The organism is Streptomyces sp. NPDC052023 (assembly GCF_044548465.1).
In the GTDB taxonomy this organism is placed as follows: Bacteria; Actinomycetota; Actinomycetes; order Streptomycetales; family Streptomycetaceae; genus Streptomyces.
In genome coordinates this window covers 96,783-118,499 of the sequence record NZ_JBIUBW010000010.1, presented here as the reverse complement: position 1 = coordinate 118,499, position 21,717 = coordinate 96,783, and the positions used below count along the sequence as shown (strand labels likewise).

At 71.5% G+C, this 21,717-nt stretch carries 18 protein-coding genes; 5 read left to right on the top strand and 13 right to left on the bottom strand.

Annotation, left to right across the window (positions count from 1 at the left end; all coding sequences use genetic code 11):
* Positions 1-242 precede the first annotated feature (242 nt).
* Together ACIHCM_RS21205 and ACIHCM_RS21200 are read left to right on the top strand one after the other, a co-directional pair.
* Entirely contained in the window at positions 243-2,111 is a 1,869-nt protein-coding gene (locus tag ACIHCM_RS21205) for a ricin-type beta-trefoil lectin domain protein (RefSeq protein WP_399898050.1), read from the top strand.
* 126 nt (positions 2,112-2,237) lie between these two features.
* Entirely contained in the window at positions 2,238-2,870 is a 633-nt protein-coding gene (locus tag ACIHCM_RS21200; protein WP_399898048.1) for a GPP34 family phosphoprotein, read from the top strand.
* Between the two features lie 196 nt (positions 2,871-3,066).
* Here the strand turns inward: ACIHCM_RS21200 and cimA are convergent, their stop codons facing one another.
* The 5 genes from cimA to ureA form a co-directional block, all read right to left on the bottom strand.
* Positions 3,067-4,671 carry a citramalate synthase gene (gene cimA / locus ACIHCM_RS21195; RefSeq protein ID WP_399898046.1) on the bottom strand — a complete coding sequence of 535 codons (1,605 nt, stop codon included), beginning with the start codon at positions 4,669-4,671 and terminating at the stop codon, positions 3,067-3,069.
* 348 nt (positions 4,672-5,019) lie between these two features.
* The gene (locus tag ACIHCM_RS21190) at positions 5,020-5,637 is read right to left on the bottom strand and encodes a TetR/AcrR family transcriptional regulator (RefSeq protein ID WP_399898044.1); all 618 of its coding nucleotides are present in this window, start codon (positions 5,635-5,637) and stop codon (positions 5,020-5,022) included.
* Positions 5,638-5,648: 11 nt separating this feature from the next.
* Positions 5,649-6,689, bottom strand: a complete 1,041-nt coding sequence (locus ACIHCM_RS21185) for an agmatine/peptidylarginine deiminase (protein ID WP_399898042.1) — start codon at positions 6,687-6,689, stop codon at positions 5,649-5,651.
* An 11-nt stretch (positions 6,690-6,700) separates the two neighbouring features.
* On the bottom strand, positions 6,701-8,413 hold the full coding sequence (locus ACIHCM_RS21180) for an urease subunit alpha (protein ID WP_399898040.1): 1,713 nt from the start codon (positions 8,411-8,413) through the stop codon (positions 6,701-6,703).
* Entirely contained in the window at positions 8,410-9,114 is a 705-nt protein-coding gene (gene ureA, locus ACIHCM_RS21175; protein WP_399898038.1) for an urease subunit gamma, read from the bottom strand. Before ureA ends, ACIHCM_RS21180 begins: the two co-directional genes overlap by 4 nt.
* Positions 9,115-9,270: 156 nt before the next feature.
* Here ureA and ACIHCM_RS21170 point away from each other — a divergent pair, with 156 nt between their 5' ends.
* Positions 9,271-10,701, top strand: coding sequence for a cytosine permease (locus ACIHCM_RS21170; RefSeq protein WP_399898036.1), 1,431 nt, complete (start codon positions 9,271-9,273; stop codon positions 10,699-10,701).
* Positions 10,702-10,765: 64 nt separating this feature from the next.
* Here the strand turns inward: ACIHCM_RS21170 and ACIHCM_RS21165 are convergent, their stop codons facing one another.
* The 7 genes from ACIHCM_RS21165 to ACIHCM_RS21135 all read right to left on the bottom strand — a co-directional run bounded on the left by ACIHCM_RS21165 (position 10,766) and on the right by ACIHCM_RS21135 (position 17,977).
* Positions 10,766-11,854, bottom strand: a complete 1,089-nt coding sequence (locus ACIHCM_RS21165; protein WP_399898034.1) for a branched-chain amino acid aminotransferase — start codon at positions 11,852-11,854, stop codon at positions 10,766-10,768.
* A gap of 304 nt (positions 11,855-12,158) precedes the next feature.
* On the bottom strand, positions 12,159-13,202 hold the full coding sequence (locus ACIHCM_RS21160; protein WP_399898032.1) for a 3-isopropylmalate dehydrogenase: 1,044 nt from the start codon (positions 13,200-13,202) through the stop codon (positions 12,159-12,161).
* A gap of 185 nt (positions 13,203-13,387) precedes the next feature.
* The gene (locus ACIHCM_RS21155) at positions 13,388-13,519 is read right to left on the bottom strand and encodes a hypothetical protein (RefSeq protein WP_399898030.1); all 132 of its coding nucleotides are present in this window, start codon (positions 13,517-13,519) and stop codon (positions 13,388-13,390) included.
* A gap of 245 nt (positions 13,520-13,764) precedes the next feature.
* Complete coding sequence (locus ACIHCM_RS21150) at positions 13,765-14,289, bottom strand: GNAT family N-acetyltransferase (protein WP_399898028.1); 525 nt, start codon at positions 14,287-14,289, stop codon at positions 13,765-13,767.
* Between the two features lie 116 nt (positions 14,290-14,405).
* Entirely contained in the window at positions 14,406-15,281 is an 876-nt protein-coding gene (locus tag ACIHCM_RS21145) for an alpha/beta fold hydrolase (protein ID WP_399898026.1), read from the bottom strand.
* Between the two features lie 90 nt (positions 15,282-15,371).
* The gene (gene pruA / locus ACIHCM_RS21140) at positions 15,372-17,012 is read right to left on the bottom strand and encodes an L-glutamate gamma-semialdehyde dehydrogenase (RefSeq protein ID WP_399898024.1); all 1,641 of its coding nucleotides are present in this window, start codon (positions 17,010-17,012) and stop codon (positions 15,372-15,374) included.
* 38 nt (positions 17,013-17,050) lie between these two features.
* Complete coding sequence (locus tag ACIHCM_RS21135) at positions 17,051-17,977, bottom strand: proline dehydrogenase family protein (protein WP_399898022.1); 927 nt, start codon at positions 17,975-17,977, stop codon at positions 17,051-17,053.
* 165 nt (positions 17,978-18,142) lie between these two features.
* Between ACIHCM_RS21135 and ACIHCM_RS21130 the strand changes: the two genes are divergently transcribed.
* Positions 18,143-19,321, top strand: coding sequence for a PucR family transcriptional regulator (locus ACIHCM_RS21130; protein ID WP_399898021.1), 1,179 nt, complete (start codon positions 18,143-18,145; stop codon positions 19,319-19,321).
* A gap of 144 nt (positions 19,322-19,465) precedes the next feature.
* Here the strand turns inward: ACIHCM_RS21130 and ACIHCM_RS21125 are convergent, their stop codons facing one another.
* Positions 19,466-20,050 carry a TetR/AcrR family transcriptional regulator gene (locus tag ACIHCM_RS21125; RefSeq protein ID WP_399898019.1) on the bottom strand — a complete coding sequence of 195 codons (585 nt, stop codon included), beginning with the start codon at positions 20,048-20,050 and terminating at the stop codon, positions 19,466-19,468.
* A gap of 84 nt (positions 20,051-20,134) precedes the next feature.
* Here ACIHCM_RS21125 and ACIHCM_RS21120 point away from each other — a divergent pair, with 84 nt between their 5' ends.
* Complete coding sequence (locus ACIHCM_RS21120) at positions 20,135-21,664, top strand: MFS transporter (RefSeq protein WP_399898017.1); 1,530 nt, start codon at positions 20,135-20,137, stop codon at positions 21,662-21,664.
* Positions 21,665-21,717 lie beyond the last annotated feature (53 nt).

The window sequence follows — 21,717 nt, the reverse complement described above, 5'->3', positions numbered from 1 at the left end:
CTCTGACTCATGGTCCACGGACAACTTACGACTTAGATCACGCCGTGAGTTAACTGGCGCCCCGCTCAGCCGTCAAGACTTCACGTCAGAACCGGTACAGGGGCAACAGCACCGCGGACAGGGGCCGTTGTCCGTTCGGGAACTGAATGCGCAACCCCTTGACGCCGGTACGAAGCCGTCATTTACTCACCGCTCGCACGCCCCGCCTCCCCCACTCACCCCCCTCAGAAGGGCGGCGCACCATGAAAAGACCCCTGCAGACGCTCGGGCTGCTGCTGGCCGGCGCACTGACCACGGCCGGGCTGAACGCCCTGGGCACGGCTCCCGCACACGCGGCCGGGGAGCAGGTCACGGCCTGGCTGACCACGACCGACGACTCCGGTGGACGCCATGTGGTCCGCGGGCTCCAGCCGCAGACCCCGTTCGCCTTCCAGCCCGGTGCGGGCGGCGGTGGGGAGAACATCACCGTCGACGAGAACACCCGCTACCAGACCTTCACCGGCGGCGGCGCCTCCTTCACCGACACCGCCGCCTGGCTGATGGACGGCAGCGGCGCGCTGTCGCAGGCCACCCGCGACGAGACCATGCGCAAGCTGTTCTCGCCGACCGACGGCATCGGCCTGTCCTTCCTGCGCAATCCGATGGGCGGGTCCGACCTGGCTCGCTTCGGCTACACCTACGACGACATGCCGGCCGGGCAGACCGACCCGGACCTCTCCGAGTTCACCATCGCACACGACCTCCAGGACGTGGTGCCGCTCACCAGGCAGGCCCGCCGGCTCAACCCGGCGCTCACGGTGATGGCGTCGCCGTGGACCGCCCCGGCCTGGATGAAGGACAGCGGGCAGCTCAACGGGGGCTGGCTGAAGGCGGAGCACTACGGGGCGTACGCGTCGTACTTCGTGAAGTACGTGCAGGCCTACCAGGCCCAGGGCATCCCGATCGCGTACGTCACCGCGCAGAACGAGCCGACCTGCTGCGCGGGCTACCCGTCGATGAGCTGGAACGCCTCCGGGCTCGCGTACTTCACCAAGAACGAGCTGCTGCCCAAGCTCCAGGCGGCGGGGCTGTCCACCAAGGTGCTGGCGCACGACTGGAACTGGGACACCTACGACGCCTACGCCGCCCAGACGGTGGACGACGCGGCGATCCGCTCGCACCCGAACTTCGGCGGCATCGCCTGGCACGGGTACGGCGGCGACGTGGCCAAGCAGACGGCGGTCCACAACCGGTATCCCCAGCTGGACGCCTTCGGCACCGAGCACTCGGGCGGCACCTGGATCGCCCACCAGCAGCGCGAGGACATGATGAACATCATCGACTACACCAGGAACTGGGCGAAGTCGGTGACCAAATGGTCCCTCGCGCTGGACCAGAACCGAGGCCCCCACAACGGCGGCTGCGGCACCTGCGACGGACTGGTCACCGTGCACAACGGCGGCGCGCGGCACGGGCAGGTGGACTACACCGTCGAGTACTACACGATGGGCCACCTGACGAAGTTCGTCCGGCCGGGCGCCCACCGGATCGCCTCCACCGCGTCGTCCTCCGTGCCGAACGTGGCCTGGCGCAACACGGACGGCTCCAAGGCGCTGATCGCCTACAACGACGCCGCGACGGCGAAGACGGTGACCATCAACTGGGGCGGTCAGCACGCGACGTACAGCCTGCCGGGCAGGACGTCGGCGACCTTCACCTGGACCGGCACCCAAAGTGACGGCGGCGACCGGTCGGGGGTCCTCGCCGGGCTCGCCGGCAAGTGCCTGGACGTGGCAGGGGGTTCGTCTGCCAACGGTACGGCCGTGCAGCTCTACGACTGCAACGGCAGCGCCGCCCAGCAGTGGTCCGTGCGGGCCGACGGGTCGGTCCGGGCCCTGGGCAAGTGCCTGGACGTGACGTCCGGCTCGACGGCGGACGGCGCGAAGGTGCAGCTGTACGACTGCAACGGAACGGGGGCACAGCAGTGGTCGTACAGCTCCTCGACGGGTGACGTCGTCAATCTCGCCGCGGACAAGTGCCTCGACGTCACCGGCAACTCGTCGGCGAACGGGACGCGGGCGCAGATCTGGAGCTGCACCGGAGCCGCCAATCAGAAGTGGCGGTTGCAGTAGGGCGTGGCACGGCACCCGGCTCCCCCTTCGCGTACCCGCGCGGAACGGGGGCGGCCGCCGTGCTGCGGATAGGCTTCCCGCGCCCCATCGTGGAGATACGGGAAGCCGCCCGACCTGGAGCTCGAGATGACCACACCGCAGGATCTGCTGATCGTCGCCCTGAACTTCCCCTCCGGTCGTGACGTGGGGCAGGGCGATCTGTCGCTCGCCCTGGCCGGAGCGGAACTGCTCGACCTCGTGGACGCCGGGGCGCTCACCCTGGACGACGATCGCCTCGTGCCCGGCCCCGGGCGCACCACCGGGGACCACCTGCTGGACGAGGCCGGGGCGGGGCTGATCCGGCAGCCGCCGTACGAGACGGCCGAGGAATGGCTGTGGCGCCGTGGGCGGGGCCTGGCCGAGGCCTACGTCGCCGTTCTGGAGGCGGAGGCACCGGCGGCGGAGGGGGGACGCCGGCACTGGCTGCGGCGGCGGAGCGAGGCTGCTCCGGCGGTGGACTCGCCTTCCCGGCGACACGCGAACGAGCGGTGGGCCGACCGGGAACCCGTCCTGGTGGCCCTGGCGGGCGCGCTCGGCATCGGTCAGCCGTCGGAGACCGGCGCCGAGGACACCGCCGGCGTGCCCGTCGCCGACACCGGCGACGGACCCGTGGTGACGATCCTGGCCGCCGTCAACGACGCCCTGACGGAACTGGAGGCGGTCCGGCAGCGCCGGCGCATCGAGGAGGACGCCTTCGACAACGTCTGGCGGGCCCCCTGACCGGCCCGTCCCGGCCCGAGCGGGTTCGTGCCGCACGGCGGGCCGGCCCCGACGGCGGCACCCGCACCCCCGCTCCACAGGGACCGAGCGCCGCGCGTCCCGGAGCCACCGGTGGCCGCGGCGGGGCCGGACGGGTCCTGAGGTGCACCGCGTGGGGCGGCACCGGACTGCGCCGCCCCGTTCGCACGTGCGCCGGTTACGACGCCGGTTCCACGCCCGCGCGCAGGAGCCCGTACGTGTACGCGTCCTCCAGGGCCTGCCAGGAGGCGGCGATGACGTTCTCCGCCACGCCCACCGTGGACCACTCGCCCGAGCCGTCGGAGGTGGCGATCAGGACGCGGGTCGTGGACTGGGTGCCGTGCTTGCCCTCCAGGATGCGGACCTTGTAGTCCACCAGCTCCAGCTTGGCGAGCTGCGGGTAGATCTTCTCCAGCGCGACCCGCAGCGCCCGGTCCAGGGCGTTGACCGGGCCATTGCCCTCGGCGGTCGCGACGATGCGCTCGCTCTTGGCCCACAGCTTCACCGTGGCCTCGTTGGCGTGGCTGCCGTCGGGGCGGTCCTCGACGATCGCCCGCCAGGACTCGACCTCGAAGTACTTCAGCGGTGTGCCCTCGACCTCGCCCCGGAGCAGCAGCTCGAAGCTGGCGTCGGCGGCCTCGTACGTGTAGCCGCCCAGCTCACGCTCCTTGACCCGCTCCACGACGCGGCCGACCAGCTCGCGGTCGCCGCCCAGGTCGATGCCGAGCTCCTTGCCCTTGAGCTCGACGGAGGCGCGGCCGGCCATGTCGGAGACCAGCATCCGCATCGTGTTGCCGACCTGCTCGGGGTCGATGTGCTGGTAGAGGTCGGGGTCGACCTTGATGGCGGAGGCGTGCAGGCCCGCCTTGTGCGCGAAGGCGGAGACGCCGACGTACGGCTGGTGGGTGGAGGGCGTCAGATTGACGACCTCGGCGATCGCGTGCGAGATGCGGGTCATGTCGCGCAGATGGCCGTCGGGGAGGACCTTCTTGCCGTACTTCAGTTCCAGGGCGGCGACCACGGGGAAGAGGTTGGCGTTGCCGACCCGCTCGCCGTAGCCGTTCGCCGTGCACTGGACGTGCGTCGCGCCCGCGTCGACCGCGGCGAGGGTGTTGGCGACCGCGCAGCCGGTGTCGTCCTGGGCGTGGATGCCGAGCCGCGCGCCGGTGTCGGCGAGGACCGTCGAGACGACCGCCTGGATCTGGGCGGGGAGCATGCCGCCGTTGGTGTCGCACAGGACCACGACGTCGGCGCCGGCCTCGGACGCGGCGCGGACGACGGCCTTGGCGTACTCGGGGTTGGCGCGGTAGCCGTCGAAGAAGTGCTCGCAGTCGACGAAGACCCGGCGGCCCTGGTCCTTCAGGTGGGACACCGTGTCGCGGACCATCTCCAGGTTCTCGTCCAGGGTGGTGCGCAGGGCGAGCTCGACGTGCCGGTCGTGCGACTTGGCGACCAGGGTGATCACCGGGGCGCCGGCCGCCAGGAGCGCCTTGACCTGCGGGTCCTCGCTCGCCCTGGCCCCGGGGCGGCGGGTGGCGCCGAAGGCGACCAGGCGGGCGTGGCGGAACTGGATCTCCTGCTGGGCGCGGGCGAAGAACTCCGTGTCCCGTGGGTTGGCGCCCGGCCAGCCGCCCTCGATGAAGCCCACGCCGAAGTCGTCCAGGTGCCGCGCGATGGCCAGCTTGTCCGCGACGGTGAGGTTGATGCCCTCCCGCTGCGCACCGTCGCGCAGGGTGGTGTCGAAGACGTGGAACGAGTCGTCGAGCTCGCTGGTTTCCGTCATGGTCTGAAGGCTCCTGATGTATGGATCTCGGTCTGTACCGGAATGACCGGCTCCACCGTCCCCTATGATCCCTCGCGCCGAGCTCCCGGCTGATGGTGGGCCAGAAAAGCGAAAAACCTCTCGCGGGTGCGAGAGGTCTGCGCGCGGGTCGAGGACGACGGTGGCCGCCCGTACCTGGTCGTACGTGGCGGTCACTGCGGACCGGCGCGCCTGCTGCCAATAATCGTCGTGGCGAACGAGAGCACGGGGGCAGTCTGGCACAAGCCGTCCTCCGACTCACCGCCGTCTCAGGATGCGGGCATGGATCCCACGACCACGATCATGGGCCCACGGGACACCACGTACTGCCTACGCCCCGTCGCCGCCCGGCATCAGGGCGTCGTCCAGGAACTCCCGGACATGGCCGAGGATCTGGGCCCGGCCGGTCCCGCGCAGCCCGATCGCCACATGGATGGAGAAACCGTCGAGCAGCGCGCGCAGCCGGGCCGCGAAGCGGTCCGGGTCGACGGCGCGGAACTCGCCCCGCGACACCCCTTCCGCGATCAGCGCGACCAGGTCGCGGTGCCAGGCGCCCTCGATGGCGGCCTGCCGGGCGCGGGCGTCGTCGTCGGCGTTCTGCGAACGGTTCCAGACCTCCAGCCAGAGCGTCCAGTGCGGGTCGCGGTGCCCGTCGGGCACATACAGGTCGACGTAGGCGTCGAGCCGCTCCCGCGCGCCCCCGGCACGGCTGAGGAGCCGTCCGCGCTCGGCGCCCAGCTGTCCCTCGCTCCACTCCAGGGTCCGCAGCAGCAACTCGTCCTTGCTGCGGAAGTAGTACAGAAGATGGCCGCTGCTCATCCCCACCTCCCGCCCCAGCGCCGCCATGGTGAGCTTCTCCAGACCGCGCTCGGCGATCATCTCCATGGCGGCGACGAGAACGTCCTCGCGGGGCGGTGCGTTCTTCCGCGCGCGAGCCGCACCGGCCATCCCTGACTCCTCTAGATCTTGGGCTGCTGCTGGGTGATGCAGTGGATGCCTCCACCCCCCGCGAAGATCGTACGGGCGTCCACCAGGGTCACCGTCCGCTCCGGGAACAGCCGGCGGAAGATGCCCGCGGCCAGTTCGTCGCGGGGGTCGTCGAAGGCGCACAGGACGACGCCGCCGTTGCAGAGGTAGTGGTTGATGTAGGAGTAGTCGGCCCAGTGACCGTCGGCCTCCAGGACGGTCGGCGCGGGCACCTCGACGACCTCCAGGCTGCGGCCGCGGGCGTCGGTGGCGGACCTCAGGATGCCGAGCACCTCCTTGGTGACCTCGTGGTCGGGGTGCGCGGGGTCGGGCTGGTGGTGGGCGACGACGACGCCGGGGCGGGCGAAGGCGGCGACGATGTCGACGTGGCCGAGGGTGCCGAAGCCGTAGGGCGGGTAGTCGCCGGTGAGGCCGCGGGGCAGCCAGATGGCCTTGCGGGTGCCGAGGTGGGCGTGGATCTCGGCCTCGACCTGCTCGCGCGTCCAGCCCGGGTTCCGCTCGGGGCCGAGCTGGACCGTCTCGGTCAGCAGGACCGTGCCCTCGCCGTCGACGTGGATCGCGCCGCCCTCGTTGACGAGCTTCGAGGCGTACGTCTTCGCGCCCGCGAGGTCCGAGACGTACGCGGCGACCTTCGCGTCATGCTCCCAGCGGGCCCAGTCCTGGGCACCCCAGCCGTTGAACGTCCAGTCCACGGCGGCCAGTTCACCCTTGCCGTCGGTGAGGAAGGTGGGGCCGATGTCCCGCATCCAGGCGTCGTCCAGCTCGCGCTCGACGGTCTCGACGCCCGGCCCGAGGAAGGTCCGCGCCTCCGCCGACCGGCCGGGGCCGCACACGACGGTGACCGGTTCGAACCGCAGGACGGCGCGCGCCACCGACGCCCAGGCCATGCGGGAGAGGAGCAGGTCGTCCGGGTCGTCGAAGGTGGGGTTCGGGCCCGGCCACGCCATCCAGGTGCGCTCGTGCGGGGTCCACTCGGCGGGCATGCGGAAGCCGTCGGCGGCGGGTGTGGTCATCTCGCGGGTCCTTAGAGGAAGTACAGACGGTTGAGGGAGACGGACTCGGCCGGTTCGGAGCGCAGCGGGTCGCCGTCGAGGGTGACCAGTCCGGTGCGCCGGTCGACGTCGACCTGTCCGGTACGGGAGTTCAGGCGCAGGTCGGCCGGGCCGATCCCGCGGGTGCCGCGCACGGCGACCCTGCGGCGCCTGGTCGGCATGGTGTCGTGCCCCTGGTCGAGGGCGGCCTGGGCGACGAACGCGACGGAGATCTCGGCGGGCGTGGCGCCGTGGGCGCCGAACTGCGGGCCCAGTACCAGGGGTTCGCAGGTGTCGGTGGCCGCGTTGGGGTCGCCGACGACGCCGTACGCCGGGAAGCCGGCCTTGAGCACGAGCTGCGGCTTGGCGCCGAAGTACTCCGGCCGCCACAGCACGAGATCCGCGAGCTTGCCAGCCTCGATGGAGCCGACCTCGTGCGAAAGCCCGTGGGCGATGGCCGGGTTGATGGTCAGCTTGGCCAGGTACCGCAGGACGCGCTCGTTGTCGTGCTCGTCCGGCGCGCCGAACTCGGCCTTCATCTTGCCGGCCATGGCGAACGTACGGCGCACCGTCTCGCCCGCCCGCCCCATGCCCTGCGCGTCCGACGAGGTGATGCCGATGGCGCCCAGGTCGTGCAGCACGTCCTCGGCGCCCATGGTCCCGGCGCGGATGCGGTCGCGGGCCATGGCGGCGTCGCCCGGCAGGTCGGTCTTCAGGTCGTGGACGGAGACGATCATGCCGTAGTGCTCGGCGACCGCGTCCCGGCCGAAGGGCAGGGTGGGGTTGGTGGAGGAGCCGATGACGTTGCGGACGCCGGCCATCTTCAGCACGTTCGGGACGTGTCCGCCACCGCAGCCCTCGATGTGGAAGGCGTGGATGGTGCGGCCTTCCAGGACACGGAGGGTGTCCTCCACCGAGAGGCACTCGTTCAGGCCGTCGCTGTGCAGGGCGACCTGGACGTCGTGCTCCTCGGCGACACGCAGCGCGGTGTCGAGGGCGCGGGTGTGGGCGCCCATGTCCTCGTGCACCTTGAAGCCGCTCGCCCCGCCCTCGGCCAGCGCCTCGACCAGCGGGGCGCCGTGGGAGGACGAACCCCGGCCCAGAAAGCCGATGTTGACCGGCCAGGCGTCGAACGCGCCGAACGCGTGCCGGAGCGCCCACGGCGAGTTGACTCCGACGCCCCAGACCGGCCCGAACTCCTGGCCGATGATCGTGGTGACGCCGGACGCCAGCGAGGCCTCCATGACCCGCGGCGACAGCAGGTGGACGTGGGTGTCGACGGCCCCGGCGGTGGCGATCAGGCCCTCTCCGGACACGATCGAGGTGCCGGTGCCGACGACGACGTCGACCCCGTCGAGGGTGTCGGGGTTCCCGGCCCGCCCGATCGAGCAGATCCGGCCCTCGCGAATGCCGATGGACACCTTGCGGATCCCCTGCACCGCGTCGATCACGACGACGTTGCTGATGACGACGTCGCAGGTCTCGCGAACGGCGGCGGCCTTCAGGTGCAGTCCGTCGCGGGCGGTCTTGCCGAATCCGGCCAGGAACTCGTCGCCGTAGCGCTGGGAGTCGGACTCCACGCGGATCGTCAGGCCGGAGTCGCCGAGGCGGATCCGGTCGCCGGCGCGGGGGCCGTGGGTGGCGGCGTAGGCGTGCGGGTCGACGTGGATCGACTCGCTGATCTCGCGCCCCTTCGAGCGGCTCATCGCTCGCCTCCTTCCGGTGTGGTTGCCGTGACGCCCAGATATCCGCAGGCGGCGGCTCGTCGCAGGGCCTCTTCCCGGGCCCCCGGGGCGTCCAGCGGCCCGTCGACCAGCCCGGCGAAGCCGATCGCGATCCGCTCGCCGCCGATCGGCACGAGCCCGACCTCGCGGGTCTCCCCCGGCCCGAAGCGCACGGACGACCCGGCGGGCACGGCGAGCCGCATCCCGTAGGCGCCGGCCCGTGCGAAGTCCAGGCGCGGGTTGGCCTCGAAGAAGTGGAAGTGGGAGGTCACGGAGACCGGGACGGTCGCGGTGTTGGTGACGGTCAGCCGCACCACCGCCTCGGGCTCGGCGTGGTCCGGGCCCGGCAGCAGCGCGCCCGGCGCCCGCTCCCCGAGCCCGCCGCCGAGGGGGTGGGACACGACCGCGAGCCGTGAGCCGTCGTCGAAGACGGCCTCGACGTGCACCTCGGTCACGACGTCCGCCACGCCCGGCAGGACGTCGTCCGGGCCGAGCACCGCACGGGCGCGCTCGACGGCCTCGGCGAGCCGGGCGCCGTCACGGGCCGCCTCGCAGACGGTGTCCGCGATCAGCGCGGTGGCCTCCGGCACGTTCAGCCTCAGGCCACGGGCCCTGCGGGACCGGGCCAGCTCGGCTGCCGAGAAGAGCAACAGCCGGTCACGTTCCGTGGGGGTCAGTCTCATGACGCGGGCACCTCCTTGTCATCCCCGCTTTAGAACATCACTCTAAACATGAGATTCCCAGAACGGAAATGTTGACGGAGGGACTCGGCGGACGCCACATTGAACACCGCTCAAAACAGCCCGGAGATCACTGGCGGCCGTCGAAGGAGACCAGCCATGCCGATGGAACAGCGCGGAGTCGACACCATCCCCGACGAGGAGCGCACCAGCACACCGCGCGACCTCGTATCGATCCTGCTCGGCTCCAACCTCTGCTTCGGAGTGATCGTCTTCGGCTGGCTGCCGCCGTCCTTCGGGCTGGACTGGTGGGGTTCGGTGAGCGCGATCCTGGTCGGCACCGTCGCCGGCACGGCCGTCACGGCCCCGCTCGCCCTGATCTCCCTGCGCACCGCCACCAACCTGTCGACCTCCTCCGGCGCCCAGTTCGGCGTGCGCGGCCGGCTGGTCGGGTCGGTGGTGGGGCTGCTGCTCGCCCTCGGCTACACCGCGCTGACCGTGTGGATCGGCGGCGACGTGACGGTGCGGGTGCTGGAGCGGCTGTTCGGGATGCCGGCGAGCGGTCTGTCCTACGGCCTGGTCTACGCCCTGCTCGCGGCCGCCACCGTCGCCGCCGCGATCCACGGCTACCGCGTGCTGCTCGCCCTGTCCCGCGTCCTCGCGATCGGCATGACCGGCCTGCTCGCGCTCGGGCTCATCGCCTACGCCCCGGCCTTCACCACCGGCGCCCTCCCGGAGGCGGGCGGTCATCTGCTCGGCGGTTTCTGGCCGACCTGGGTGCTGGCCACGGTGGCCGCCGGCCTGTCCGGCCCGATCGCTTTCATCACGCTGCTCGGCGACTACACCCGCTACCTGTCCCCGGCCCGCCACTCCTCCCGCCGGGTGCTGCGCGCGACCTGGCTGGGCCTGCTGCTCGGGCTGCTGGTCCCCCAGCTCTTCGGCACCTTCACCGCGTACGCCGCCCGCGCCGCCCTCGACTACGCCGGGCCGCTGGTCACGGCCGCCCCGGCCTGGTACCTGATCCCGCTGCTGCTGGCCGCCTCCGCCGGTTCGGTCGGCAACGCGGGCCTGATGCTCTACTCGATGGGCCTCGACCTGGACGCCATCCTGCCGCGCGCCTCCCGTGCCCGGGCCACCTGCGCGGTCGCGGTCGTCGCCACCGCGTGTGTCTTCGCCGGCCACTACGCCTGGCAGGCGCAGGCCGCGATGACGTCCTTCGTCCTGCTCCTGACGGCGATCGGCACGCCCTGGGCGGTGATCACCCTGATCGGCTTCGTCCGCTGCGGCGGTGTGTACGACGCGGAGGCGCTCCAGGTCTACAACCGCCGGGCGCGGGGCGGGGTCTACTGGTTCCGGTCCGGCTGGAACGTGCCGGCCACCGTCTCCTGGGCACTGGGCGCGGGCGTGGGCGTGCTCGCGGTGTCACTGCCGTCGTACCAGGGCCCGCTGCTGGCGCTGACCGGCGGGGTGGACTGCAGCTTCCTGCTGTCCGGGGCGGTGGGCGGTCTGGCCTATGTGCTGCTCCCGCAGCGCTCCCGGGCCACCGAGGAGGGCAACTCCACGACGGCCCGGGCGACAGCCGGCCTCTAGTGCCGCAACAGGGCCTCGGGGCTGTGTGCGCTGTGCGGCTCTCGCGCGCGGGCGGACCGGCCGCTCAGGCCAGCTGGTGCATCCAGCCGTGCGTGTCCTCGGCCGTGCCGCGCTGGATGTCGAGGAGGGCCCGGCGCAGGCGCAGCGTGACCTCGCCGGGCTCGCCGCCCGACTGCTGCCACTCGCCGGAGGCACGCTTGACCGTGCCGACCGGCGTGATCACGGCCGCCGTACCGCAGGCGAAGACCTCGGTGAGGCTGCCGTTCTCCGAGTCGCGCTGCCACTCGTCGACGGAGATCCGGCCCTCCTCGGCCTCGTAACCGAGGTCGCGGGCGACGGCGAGGAGGCTGTCGCGGGTGACGCCCTCCAGGATCGAGCCGGTGAGGGTGGGCGTGACGATCTTGTTGCCGTACACGAAGTACAGGTTCATGCCGCCCAGTTCCTCGACCCACTTGTGCTCGACGGCGTCGAGGTAGCAGACCTGGTCGCAGCCCTTGGTCGCGGCCTCGGCCTGGGCCAGCAGGGACGCCGCGTAGTTGCCGCCGGTCTTGGCGTCGCCCATGCCGCCGGGGACGGCGCGCACGCGGTCCTCGGAGACCCAGATGGAGACCGGCCTGACGCCGCCCGGGAAGTAGGCACCGGCCGGGGAGGCGATGACGAGGAAGAGGTACTCGTTGGCGGGCTTCACACCGAGTCCGACCTCGGTGCCGATCATGAAGGGGCGCAGGTAGAGGGACTCCTCGCCGCCGTGCGCCGGGACCCATGCCTTGTCCTGGCGGACCAGCGCGTGACAGGCCTCGATGAACGTCTCGACCGGCAGCTCGGGCATCGCGAGCCGGCGCGCGGAGCGCTGGAAGCGCAGGGCGTTCTGGTCGGGGCGGAAGGTGGCGACCGAGCCGTCGGGGCGGCGGTAGGCCTTCAGGCCTTCGAAGATCTCCTGCGCGTAGTGCAGGACGTTCGTGGCCGGGTCGAGGGAGATCGGCGCGTACGGGACGAGCTGTCCGTCGTGCCAGCCGCGGCCCTCGGTCCACTTGATCGTGACCATGTGGTCGGTGAAGTGGCGGCCGAAGCCGGGGCTGGAGAGGATCGCCTCGCGCTCCGCGTCGGAGAGCGGGTTGGCGGAGGGCTTGAGCTCGATCGTGGGCGTCGTCATCAGTGGTTTGTCCTTCACCGTTGGTAGTGACGGGCCGCGCTCACGCCCGTACAGCCAGTGGCCAGTGCTAGGACGTCCGAGCATTCCCTCATTCCGCGGCTCCGCGTCCGATTATCGCGCGCGGGTTGCCGTGGACGAAACGGCGTGAATGCGGCCCAGGGTTGATGGTCGCACCCGGCGGGGACAGTGAAAAGCCGCCGGGTGCGGATTGCGACCCGGCGGCTTCGAAGTCTGCAGTCGCGCTGCAGCGGTGTTCCGAGTGGCCCGGGGGTCGCCCCCCACGCCCTCAGGGCAGTGGGGAGGGTCAGCCGGCTACTCGTACCGCGAGCGCGTCGCCGATCTCGGCGGTGCTGCGGGACGGCTTGCCGACGCGCTCCGCGAGGTCGGCGGCGACCGCCTCCTCGATCCGGGCCGCCTCGGCCTCCAGGCCCAGGTGACGCAGCAGCAGCGCGACGGAGAGGACCGTGGCGGTGGGGTCGGCCTTGCCCTGGCCGGCGATGTCGGGCGCGGAACCGTGCACGGGCTCGAACATCGACGGGAACTCACCGGACGGGTTGATGTTCCCGCTCGCGGCGACGCCGATGCCGCCGGAGACGGCCGCGGCGAGGTCGGTGATGATGTCGCCGAAGAGGTTGTCGGTGACGATGACGTCGAACCGCTCGGGCTGGGTGACCAGGTAGATGGTCGCCGCGTCGACGTGGATGTACTCGGTGGTGACCTCGGGGTACTCCCCGGCCACCTTGTTGAAGACGTTCGTCCACAGGTGACCCGCGAAGGTCAGCACGTTGTTCTTGTGGACCAGCGTGAGCTTCTTGCGCGGACGGGCCTGGGCGCGGGCGAAGGCGTCCCGGACGACGCGCTCGACACCGTAGGCCGTGTTGACGGACACCTCGGTGGCGACCTCGTGTGCGGTGCCCTTGCGGATGGTGCCGCCGTTGCCGGTGTACGGGCCCTCGGTGCCCTCACGGACGACCACGAAGTCGATCTGCGGCTCACCGGCGAGCGGGGTGGCGACGCCGGGCAGCAGCTTCGAGGGGCGCAGGTTGACGTGGTGGTCGAAGGCGAAACGGAGCTTGAGCAGGAAGCCGCGCTCCAGGACGCCGGACGGGACGCCGGGGTCCCCGATCGCGCCCAGCAGGATGGCGTCGTGCTGCTTCAGGGCGTCGAGGTCGGCGTCGGTGAGGGTCTCACCGGTGGCGTGGTAGCGCCGGGCGCCGAAGTCGTACTCCTTGGTCTCCAGCTTCACATCCTGCGGGAGCGCGGCGGAGAGGACCTTCAGGCCTTCGGCCACGACCTCCTGGCCGATGCCGTCACCGGGGATCACTGCGAGATCGATGCTGCGAGACATGCGGGCACCCTACTCCTCGTCCCATGCAATGACATGGCGTGTCCGCGATACGGACAGGGTGCGGCGCGGGTCGGGGCGCCGGCGGCGGGAGGTCAGCGCGTCGGGCACCTCGAGGTGCGGCGCGGGCGCGGGTGTCCGCGCCACACCTCGTCGGGTGCGGCTCCCGGACGGCCGGGCGGCCGGCCTCAGTGGCCGGTCTCGCCGCCGTTGTCCCGGCGGTCGAGGGCGCGCTGGAGAGCGGCCGCGGCGTTCTTGCGGTCGGAGTCGCTCGTACGGGAGACGTGACGGACTCGGCGGCGGGAGGTCGTCTCGGCCATGGGAAATCGACTCCTTCGAATGCGTGGAGTACGGCAGGGGTTTCGAGACGCCGGGTGGGGCGGGGAGCGGTGCCGCAGGGGTTGCCTGCACGGGGCCCGGCTCACGACCGCCATTCGCTGGATCGAGCGAGACGTTCGGCTCCTACAAAACTAGGCGAGGACGGAGCGCCTGTCTCCACAATTACTTGGGCTTCCTACTATCTGAGACGGCCGATTACGTCACACGACACTGACCTGCGCGTTCCCTAAAGGACATCACCGTCCCGCCAGTCGAGGACGAGGTCGCCCTCGGCCGCGGCGGATGCGGGCCAGACGTACGTGGAGCCCTCCTCCTCGGGCAGCCGGACCACTCCGTCCGGTCCGAGCGCGCAGACCCGCCCGCCCCACGCCTGCCAGCCCCGGGCCTCGTACAGCCGGGCTCCGTCGTCGCTGGCGGAGAGGGCACCCAGCGCGTAGGCGCGGCTGATGATGTCCTCCAGGGCCGCCATCACCCGGCCTCCGAGTCCGGTGCGCCGCACGTCGTGCCGTACGGCCACCGCCTCGACGTATCCGGCCCGCAGCCAGCGCTGCCCGTGGCGTACCCGCCGCATGACGACCGCCCCGTGCGCGGCGAGCCCGCGCCCGTCGTGGACGAGGGCGTGCATGCCGCCCAGCGCGTGATCCCAGTCGGTGCCGTCGAAGTCGCCGTCGAAGGCGTCGCGCAGAAAGTCCCGCAGGGCGCTCAGCTCGGCGGCGGCCAGGCCGGACGTGTGGACGGTACGGGTGGTCATGGGGCCAGTATCGCGGGGGCAGCGCGGCGGCTGCCCCGCAGCCCGGACCCGGTGGAGGAGGGACAGCCGACCCGGCCGACGACTTCACCGGCCCCGGCCTCCCCGGCGACAGCCCCCTACGCGAGCACGTCCTCTACCGCCTGGCGAAAGCCCGCTGGGTCCTCTACCCAGACCTGGTGCCCGGCGCCGGACAGGGACACACGACGGACGCGGGGTAACGCCTGCTCCAGGGAGTCCACGGCCGAACGGGGACGGATGTCCTGGGCTCCGTCGAGGACGAGGACCGGGACGTCGAGGGTTCGGCAGGCCTGATGGATTCCGGGTGCGCGCCGGCTGTCTGCCATCAGGGACCTGTTGCACACGGAGTTGACGCCGAACCACGGGTCCGCCATGCGGCGGGCGTGCTCCATGCCTCGTTCGGGGTCCACGAACTCGGCCGACCACCGGAGCACCGCCTGCTCGCGCTCCTCCTCATGGCTCAGAAGGGCGCCGGACGTCAGCTCGTGCCAGCGGGCCAGATGTTCGGGGATTCTGCCGAGACGGGTGAGGAAGTTCCGCCGGTAGCCGGGTTGCCAGGCTTCGTCCGGCCCTATGCCCGTGCCGGCCACGTAGGCCAGCGCGTTCACGCGGCCGGGGTGGGCAAGGGTGTAGTCGAGCGCCAGCCGTGCGCCCCAGGAGTGGCCCAGCAGGGTCATGTGTGTCAGGCCGAAGTGGCGGCGTACCGCGTCCAGGTCCGCCACGAAGCGCTGCGTCGTCCAGGGCCCCGCGCACCGCTCGGAGCGGCCGCAGCCACGCTGGTCCCAGCGGATCACCGTGGCCCGGTCGGACAGCATCACGGCGACGTCCTCGAACATGTCCCACAGGCCGGGTCCGCCGTGACACAGCACCAGCGGTTCGGCGCCCCGGCCCGACCGGGTGGCCCACAGCCGTGTCCCGTCGTCGGCCGTGACGGTCTCGGACTTGCTCCCGCTCCCACTTCCCGTCCAGGTCACCGTGGCATTCTGCCCACGCCGGACGCACGCGGGCCAGGGGGCCTCCCGGGGGAAAGAGGCGCCCTGGCCTGGTGGTGGGGTGACGAGATGTCAGCCCATGTGGGGATAGGTGTAGTCGGTCGGCGGGACCAGCGTCTCCTTGATGGCGCGGGTCAGGGTCCAGCGCATCAGGTTCTGCGGGGCGCCGGCCTTGTCGTTGGTGCCGGAGGCACGGCCGCCGCCGAAGGGCTGCTGGCCGACGACGGCGCCGGTCGACTTGTCGTTGATGTAGAAGTTGCCGGCCGCGTAGCGCAGCTTGTTCGCGGTGTACGCCGCGGCGGCACGGTCGCCCGCGATCACGGAGCCCGTCAGCGCGTAGTCCGACACCGACTCCATCTGCGTCAGCATCTCGTCGTACTTCTCGGGCGAGCTGTCGTCGTAGACGTGCACGGCGAGGATCGGGCCGAAGTACTCGGTGGTGAAGACCTCGTTCTCCGGGTCGGTGCACTCGATGACCGTCGGGCGGACGAAGTAGCCGACCGAGTCGTCGTACGAGCCGCCCGCGACGACCGTGCAGCTCGGGTCGGCCTTGGCCCGGTCGATCGCGGCCTTGTTCTTGGCGAAGGCGCGCTCGTCGATCACGGCGCCGATGAAGTTCGACAGGTCGGTGACGTCGCCCATGGTGAGGTGGTCGACCTCGGCGGCGAACTCCTCCTTGAAGCCGTCGTTCCAGAGGGACGCCGGGATGTACGCACGGGAGGTGGCGGAGCACTTCTGCCCCTGGTACTCGAAGGCACCGCGGGTCAGAGCCGTCTTGAGGACGGCGCGGTCGGCGCTCGGGTGGGCGACGAGGAAGTCCTTGCCGCCGGTCTCGCCGACCAGGCGCGGGTAGGTGCGGTACTTCTCGATGTTGTTGCCGACCGTCTTCCACAGGTACTGGAAGGTCTTGGTCGAGCCGGTGAAGTGGATGCCGGCGAGGTCGCGGTGCTCCAGGGCGACCTTGGAGACCTCGATGCCGTCACCGGTGACGAGGTTGATGACGCCCTTGGGCAGACCGGCCTCCTCCAGCAGCTGCATCAGCAGCACGGCGGCGTGGGTCTGCGTCGGGCTCGGCTTCCACACGACCACGTTGCCCATGAGGGCGGGCGCGGTGGGCAGGTTGCCCGCGATGGCCGTGAAGTTGAACGGCGTGATCGCGTAGACGAAGCCCTCCAGCGGGCGGTGGTCGAGGCGGTTCCAGACACCCGGGGAGTTGGCCGGGGGCTGCTCGGCCAGCAGCCGGCGGGCGTAGGCGACGTTGAAGCGCCAGAAGTCGACCAGCTCGCAGGGGGTGTCGATCTCCGCCTGCTGGGCGGTCTTGGACTGGCCCAGCATGGTGGAGGCGGCCAGCGTCTCGCGCCACGGGCCGGCCAGCAGCTCGGCGGCGCGCAGGATGATCGCCGCGCGGTCGTCGAAGGACAGCGCGCGCCAGGCCGGCGCGGCGGCGAGGGCGGCGTCGATGGCGTCCTGCGCGTCCTGCTGGGTGGCGTTGCGGTACGTGCCGAGCACTGCCTGGTGGTTGTGCGGCTGCACGACCTGGAACTCCTCACCGCCGCCCATCCGCCGCTCACCGCCGATGGTGCAGGTCAGGTCGATGGGGTTCTCGGCCAGCTCCTTGAGCTTGATCTCGAGGCGGGCGCGCTCGGGCGAGCCGGGGGCGTAGCCGTGCACCGGCTCGTTGACGGGGGTGGGGACCTGGGTCACAGCGTCCATGTGTTCCGTAACTCCTTGAATCGAGCGGGTGTTCGGGTTCAGCCCTTGGTGACCATGGAACGGAGGAAGAACCGCAGGTTGGCGGGCTTCTCCGCGAGCCGTCGCATGAAGTAGCCGTACCAGTCGGTGCCGTACGCGGTGTAGACGCGCATGCGGTGGCCTTCGGCGGCGAGCCGGAGGTGCTCCTCGCTCCGGATGCCGTACAGCATCTGGAACTCGTACTCGTCCATTTTGCGCCCGGCGCGGTGCGCGAGCTCCTGTGCGATGGAGATCAGGCGCGGGTCGTGGGACCCGATCATCGGGTACCCCTCGCCCTCCATCAGTGTGCGCAGGACACGCACGTACGCCTTGTCGATCTCGTGCTTCTGCTGGTACGCGACCTCGGCGGGCTCCTTGTACGCCCCCTTCACCAGCCGCACCCGGCTGCCGTCCGCGGCGAGGCGGCGGGCGTCGGCCTCGGTGCGGAAGAGGTAGGCCTGGATGACGCAGCCGGTCTGCGGGAAGCCCTTCCGCAGCTCCTCGTGGATGGCGAACATCGAGTCGAGGGTGGTGTGGTCCTCCGCGTCCAGCGTCACCGTCGTGCCGATCCCGGCGGCGGCCTCGACGACGGGGCGGACGTTGGCGAGCGCGAGCTCGTGGCCGCCGTCGAGCGCCTGGCCGAACATCGACAGCTTCACGGACATCTCGACCCGCTCGCCGAGCTCCAGCGGCTTGAGGCGGTCGATCAGCTCCAGATAGGCGTCCCGGGCGGCGGCGGCCTGCTCACGGGTGGTGATGTCCTCGCCGACGACGTCCATCGTCAGCTCCAGGCCGCGGCCGGTGAGCCCCTCGATGATCGGGACGATGTCGTCCACGCGCTCACCCGGGATGAAACGGTCGACGACCTGTTTCGTCCCCGGGGCCGCCGTCATCAGGCGTCGCATCCGGTCGCTGCGCGACGCGGCGAGAATCACGGGACCCAGCACGGGGCACCTCCAGAGACACAACCAACACAAGGCCGGCACCCGACGTTCCGGGGACGGCACGGAGAACCACCGTGAAAACTAGGGATCCCTACGATCGTCGGCCATCGACAGCTGTCACGCATCCGTGCCGCGGATCTCAGACAGATGTATGAAGGCCCTCGGGAAATGGGAGAGAATGCCCGGGTGACGGCCGATTACCGGGACGACTACCAGGAGCTGGTCGACGAGATCTCCGAGCTCCTGGGCGCCCCCGCGACGCTGGAGAACCGCGACTTCGAGCTGATCGCCTTCGGCGCGTACGACAGCGAGGGCGACCTCGATCCGTCCGCCCTGGACCCGGTCCGCACCCGCTCGATCCTGACCCGCCGCTCCACGGCAGCCGTCCGCGCCTGGTTCGAGGGCTTCGGCATCACCCGGGCGACCGGCCCGGTACGCATCCCCCGCACCCCCGATGCCGGGGTCCACCGGGGCCGTATCTGTCTCCCGGTACGCCACCGGGGAGTCGTCCTCGGCTACGTCTGGCTGCTCGACGACGAACCCGGCCCCACGGACGCCCAGCTGGCCGCGGCCATGGAGGTGACCGGCCGGATCGGCGCGCTGCTCGCCGACGAGGCGCAGGCCGGCGCCGACCTCACCCGCGAGTTCCGGGCGGTGCTGACCGCCGAGCGCGGCTGGCAGCGCGACATGGCGGTGGCCGCCCTGCGCACCGCCCTCGGCCCGCGCGGCGAGGGCCCGCACGCGGTGGTGTGCGTCGCGCCGTGGCCGTCCGCCGACCCGGAGGACGCCCCGTCGGCCCGGGCGGTGCCGCACACGACGGCCCTGTGCACGATCCCCTGGGGCACGACGGCCCAGAGCCTCGCGGTGCTCATCCGGCTGCGCTCCACGGACGTCCGCACCCCGGCGCTGACGGCAGCGTCCCGGCTGCTGCGGGAGGGCGCCCGGGCCGGCGTGGGCGACCCGCTGACCGGCCTCGCCGACCTGGGCGCGGCCTGGCAGGGGGCGACGGCCGCGGCCCGCGCGGCCCTGGCGGAACCCCGTCTCGGTCCGGTCGCCGAGTGGTCCCGCATCGGCCCGTACCGCCTGCTGACCGCCCTCCCCCCGGAGACGGCCCACGACCCCGTCGTCGCCCCGCTGCTCTCCCCCGCCCACCACGAGCTCGCGCGCACCGCCGAGATCTACCTGGACTGCGCGGGCCAGGCCGCCCGCACCGCCGCCGAACTCGGCATCCACCGGCAGACGCTGTACTACCGGCTGTCCCGCGTGGAACAGCTGACGGGCCTCGACCTGGACGACGGCGAGGACCGGCTCCTGCTGCACATGGTGCTGAAGGGGGCACGGCTGTGAGCGGCGGCGCGGTGACGTGAGTCGGGGCCGCCGGGGCGTGGCCGAGGCCGGCGCCGAGCTGCCGCATCGGGGAGCCCGGCTTCGGCGGGCGTCCCCGCATTCCTCAGCGACGCGACCCGCGACCTGTTCGGCTCCTACGGCGGATCAGCGTCGCCGCGCGGCCTCGGCGACCACCTGCCGCAGGCCTTCGGTGAGCTCCTGGGCGGTGGGCGCGGTCTTGGGATCGAAGGTCCACTGCGCGATGAGGCCGGTCATCAGCGTGACGTAGAACTTGCCGAGGGTGTCCACGGCCTCGTCGGGCACGTCCTCCTCGCCTCCGCCCATGAGCAGCGGGATGAGGCCGCGCCCGGCCTCCCGCTGCGCCCGCGCGAGGTGTTCGCGCACTTCGGGCAACTGGTCGCCCATGACGACGATCTCCATGCTGAGCCGCCACATCGAGCCGGGCTCCCGCATGGTGCCGATGATGTTCGACCACACCTGGCCGAACCGCTCCAGGGAGCCGGGTTCACCGGTGATCCGTCCCTCGCCGCCCTCGAACTCGTCCCCCATGCCCTCCACCAGCGCGATGTACGCCTGGGCGAGCAGGGCGTCCTTGGAGCCGTAGTGGTAGCCGATGGAGGCGAGGTTGGTCCCCGACTCCTTGACGACGTCGCGCGCGGTGGTGCGCACGAAGCCCTTCTCCAGCAGGCAGCGCTTGGCGCCTTCCAGGAGGTCCTCACGGTGTCCCATGGCGCCATCGTAGCGCTGCTCTTATACGGGCGTCCTATACGTTTGTCCTAGACAGACGTATAATACGTCCGTACAGTCACCGCCATGACGACGAACCCGACGAACACGCGCGCCGGACGCCGCGAATGGACCGCGCTCGGCGTGCTGATGCTGCCGCTGCTGCTGGTCTCGATGGACGTCTCGGTGCTGTACTTCGCGATCCCGGCGATCAGCGCGGACCTGGAGCCCACCGGCACCCAGCAGCTGTGGATCTTCGACATCTACGCCTTCGTCCTGGCCGGCCTGCTGATGACGATGGGCTCGGTCGGCGACCGCATCGGCCGCCGCAGGCTGCTGCTGATCGGCGCGGCCGCGTTCGGGGCCGCCTCACTGGTCGCGGCGTACGCCGGCAGCGCCGAGACGCTCATCGCCGCCCGCGCGGCGCTCGGCATCGGCGGTGCGACCCTGATGCCGTCGACGCTGTCGCTGGTCCGGACGATGTTCACCGACCCGGCCCAGCGGGCGAAGGCGATCGCGCTGTGGTCCGGCGTGATGACGGCGGGCATCGCGCTCGGCTCGGTGCTGAGCGGCGTGCTGGTGGAGTTCTTCTGGTGGGGCTCGGTCTTCCTGGTCAACCTGCCCGCGATGGCCCTGCTGCTGCTCCTCGGCCCGGTCCTGCTGCCCGAGTCGAAGGACCCCGGTCCCGGCCGCTTCGACTGGATCAGCGTGCCGCTGTCGATGGCCGCGGTACTGCCCGTCGTCTACGGCCTGAAGGAGATCCCGTCGCACGGCTGGAACGTCCGGTACGTCATCTCCGTCACCGTCGGTCTGCTCTTCGCGGCGCTGTTCGTCCAGCGCCAGCGCACCGCCGCGTCCCCGATGATCTCCCCGGCCCTGTTCCGGGGCCCTGGCTTCAGCCCCGCCGTCGCCCTCAACCTGGTGGCGTCCTTCGGGGTGATGGGCTCGGCGTACTTCACCACGCAGTACTTGCAGTCGGTGCTCGACAAGAGCGCGCTGCAGGCGGCGCTGTGGGCGCTGCTGCCGTCGCTGCCGATCGGCGTCGCGGCACCGATGGCGGCCCACCTCGTGCAGAAGGGGATGCACCGTGCGCACGTCGTCACCGCCGGGTTCCTGATCGCGGCGAGCGGTTACGCGCTGCTGGCCTTCGCCGGCACGGACGCGATGGCCCTGGTGCTGGTCGCCTCTGGAGTGCTCGCCTCCGGGCTGGTGATGGTCATGTCGCAGATCATGGACCTCGCCCTGAGCAGCGCCCCGGTGGAACGGGCAGGCTCTGCTTCGTCCCTCATGGAGACCGGCGGGGAGTTCGGCGGCGCCCTCGGCATGGCGGTGCTCGGCTCGATCGGTGCGGCGATCTACCGCCACGAGATCCCGGCCTCGTCACCGGACGCGGCCCGCGAGACGCTGGGCGGAGCGCTGGCGGTCGCCGACCAGGTCCCGGGACTGGCCGCGGCAGCGCGGGCGGCGTTCACCAGCGGCATGCAGGGGGCGGCGATCGCGGGGGCGATGGTGCTGGCGGGGGCGGCAGTGCTGGCGGGGGTGAGCCTGCGGCGGGTGACGGTGCGCACGAACGAAACGCCGGACGAGCCGAGTCACCTCAGCCCGTCCGGCGTTTGAGGAAGAGGCCCGTTCAGGGCCGAAGCGGGGGCCTGGTGGCGGCAGCCCCCACG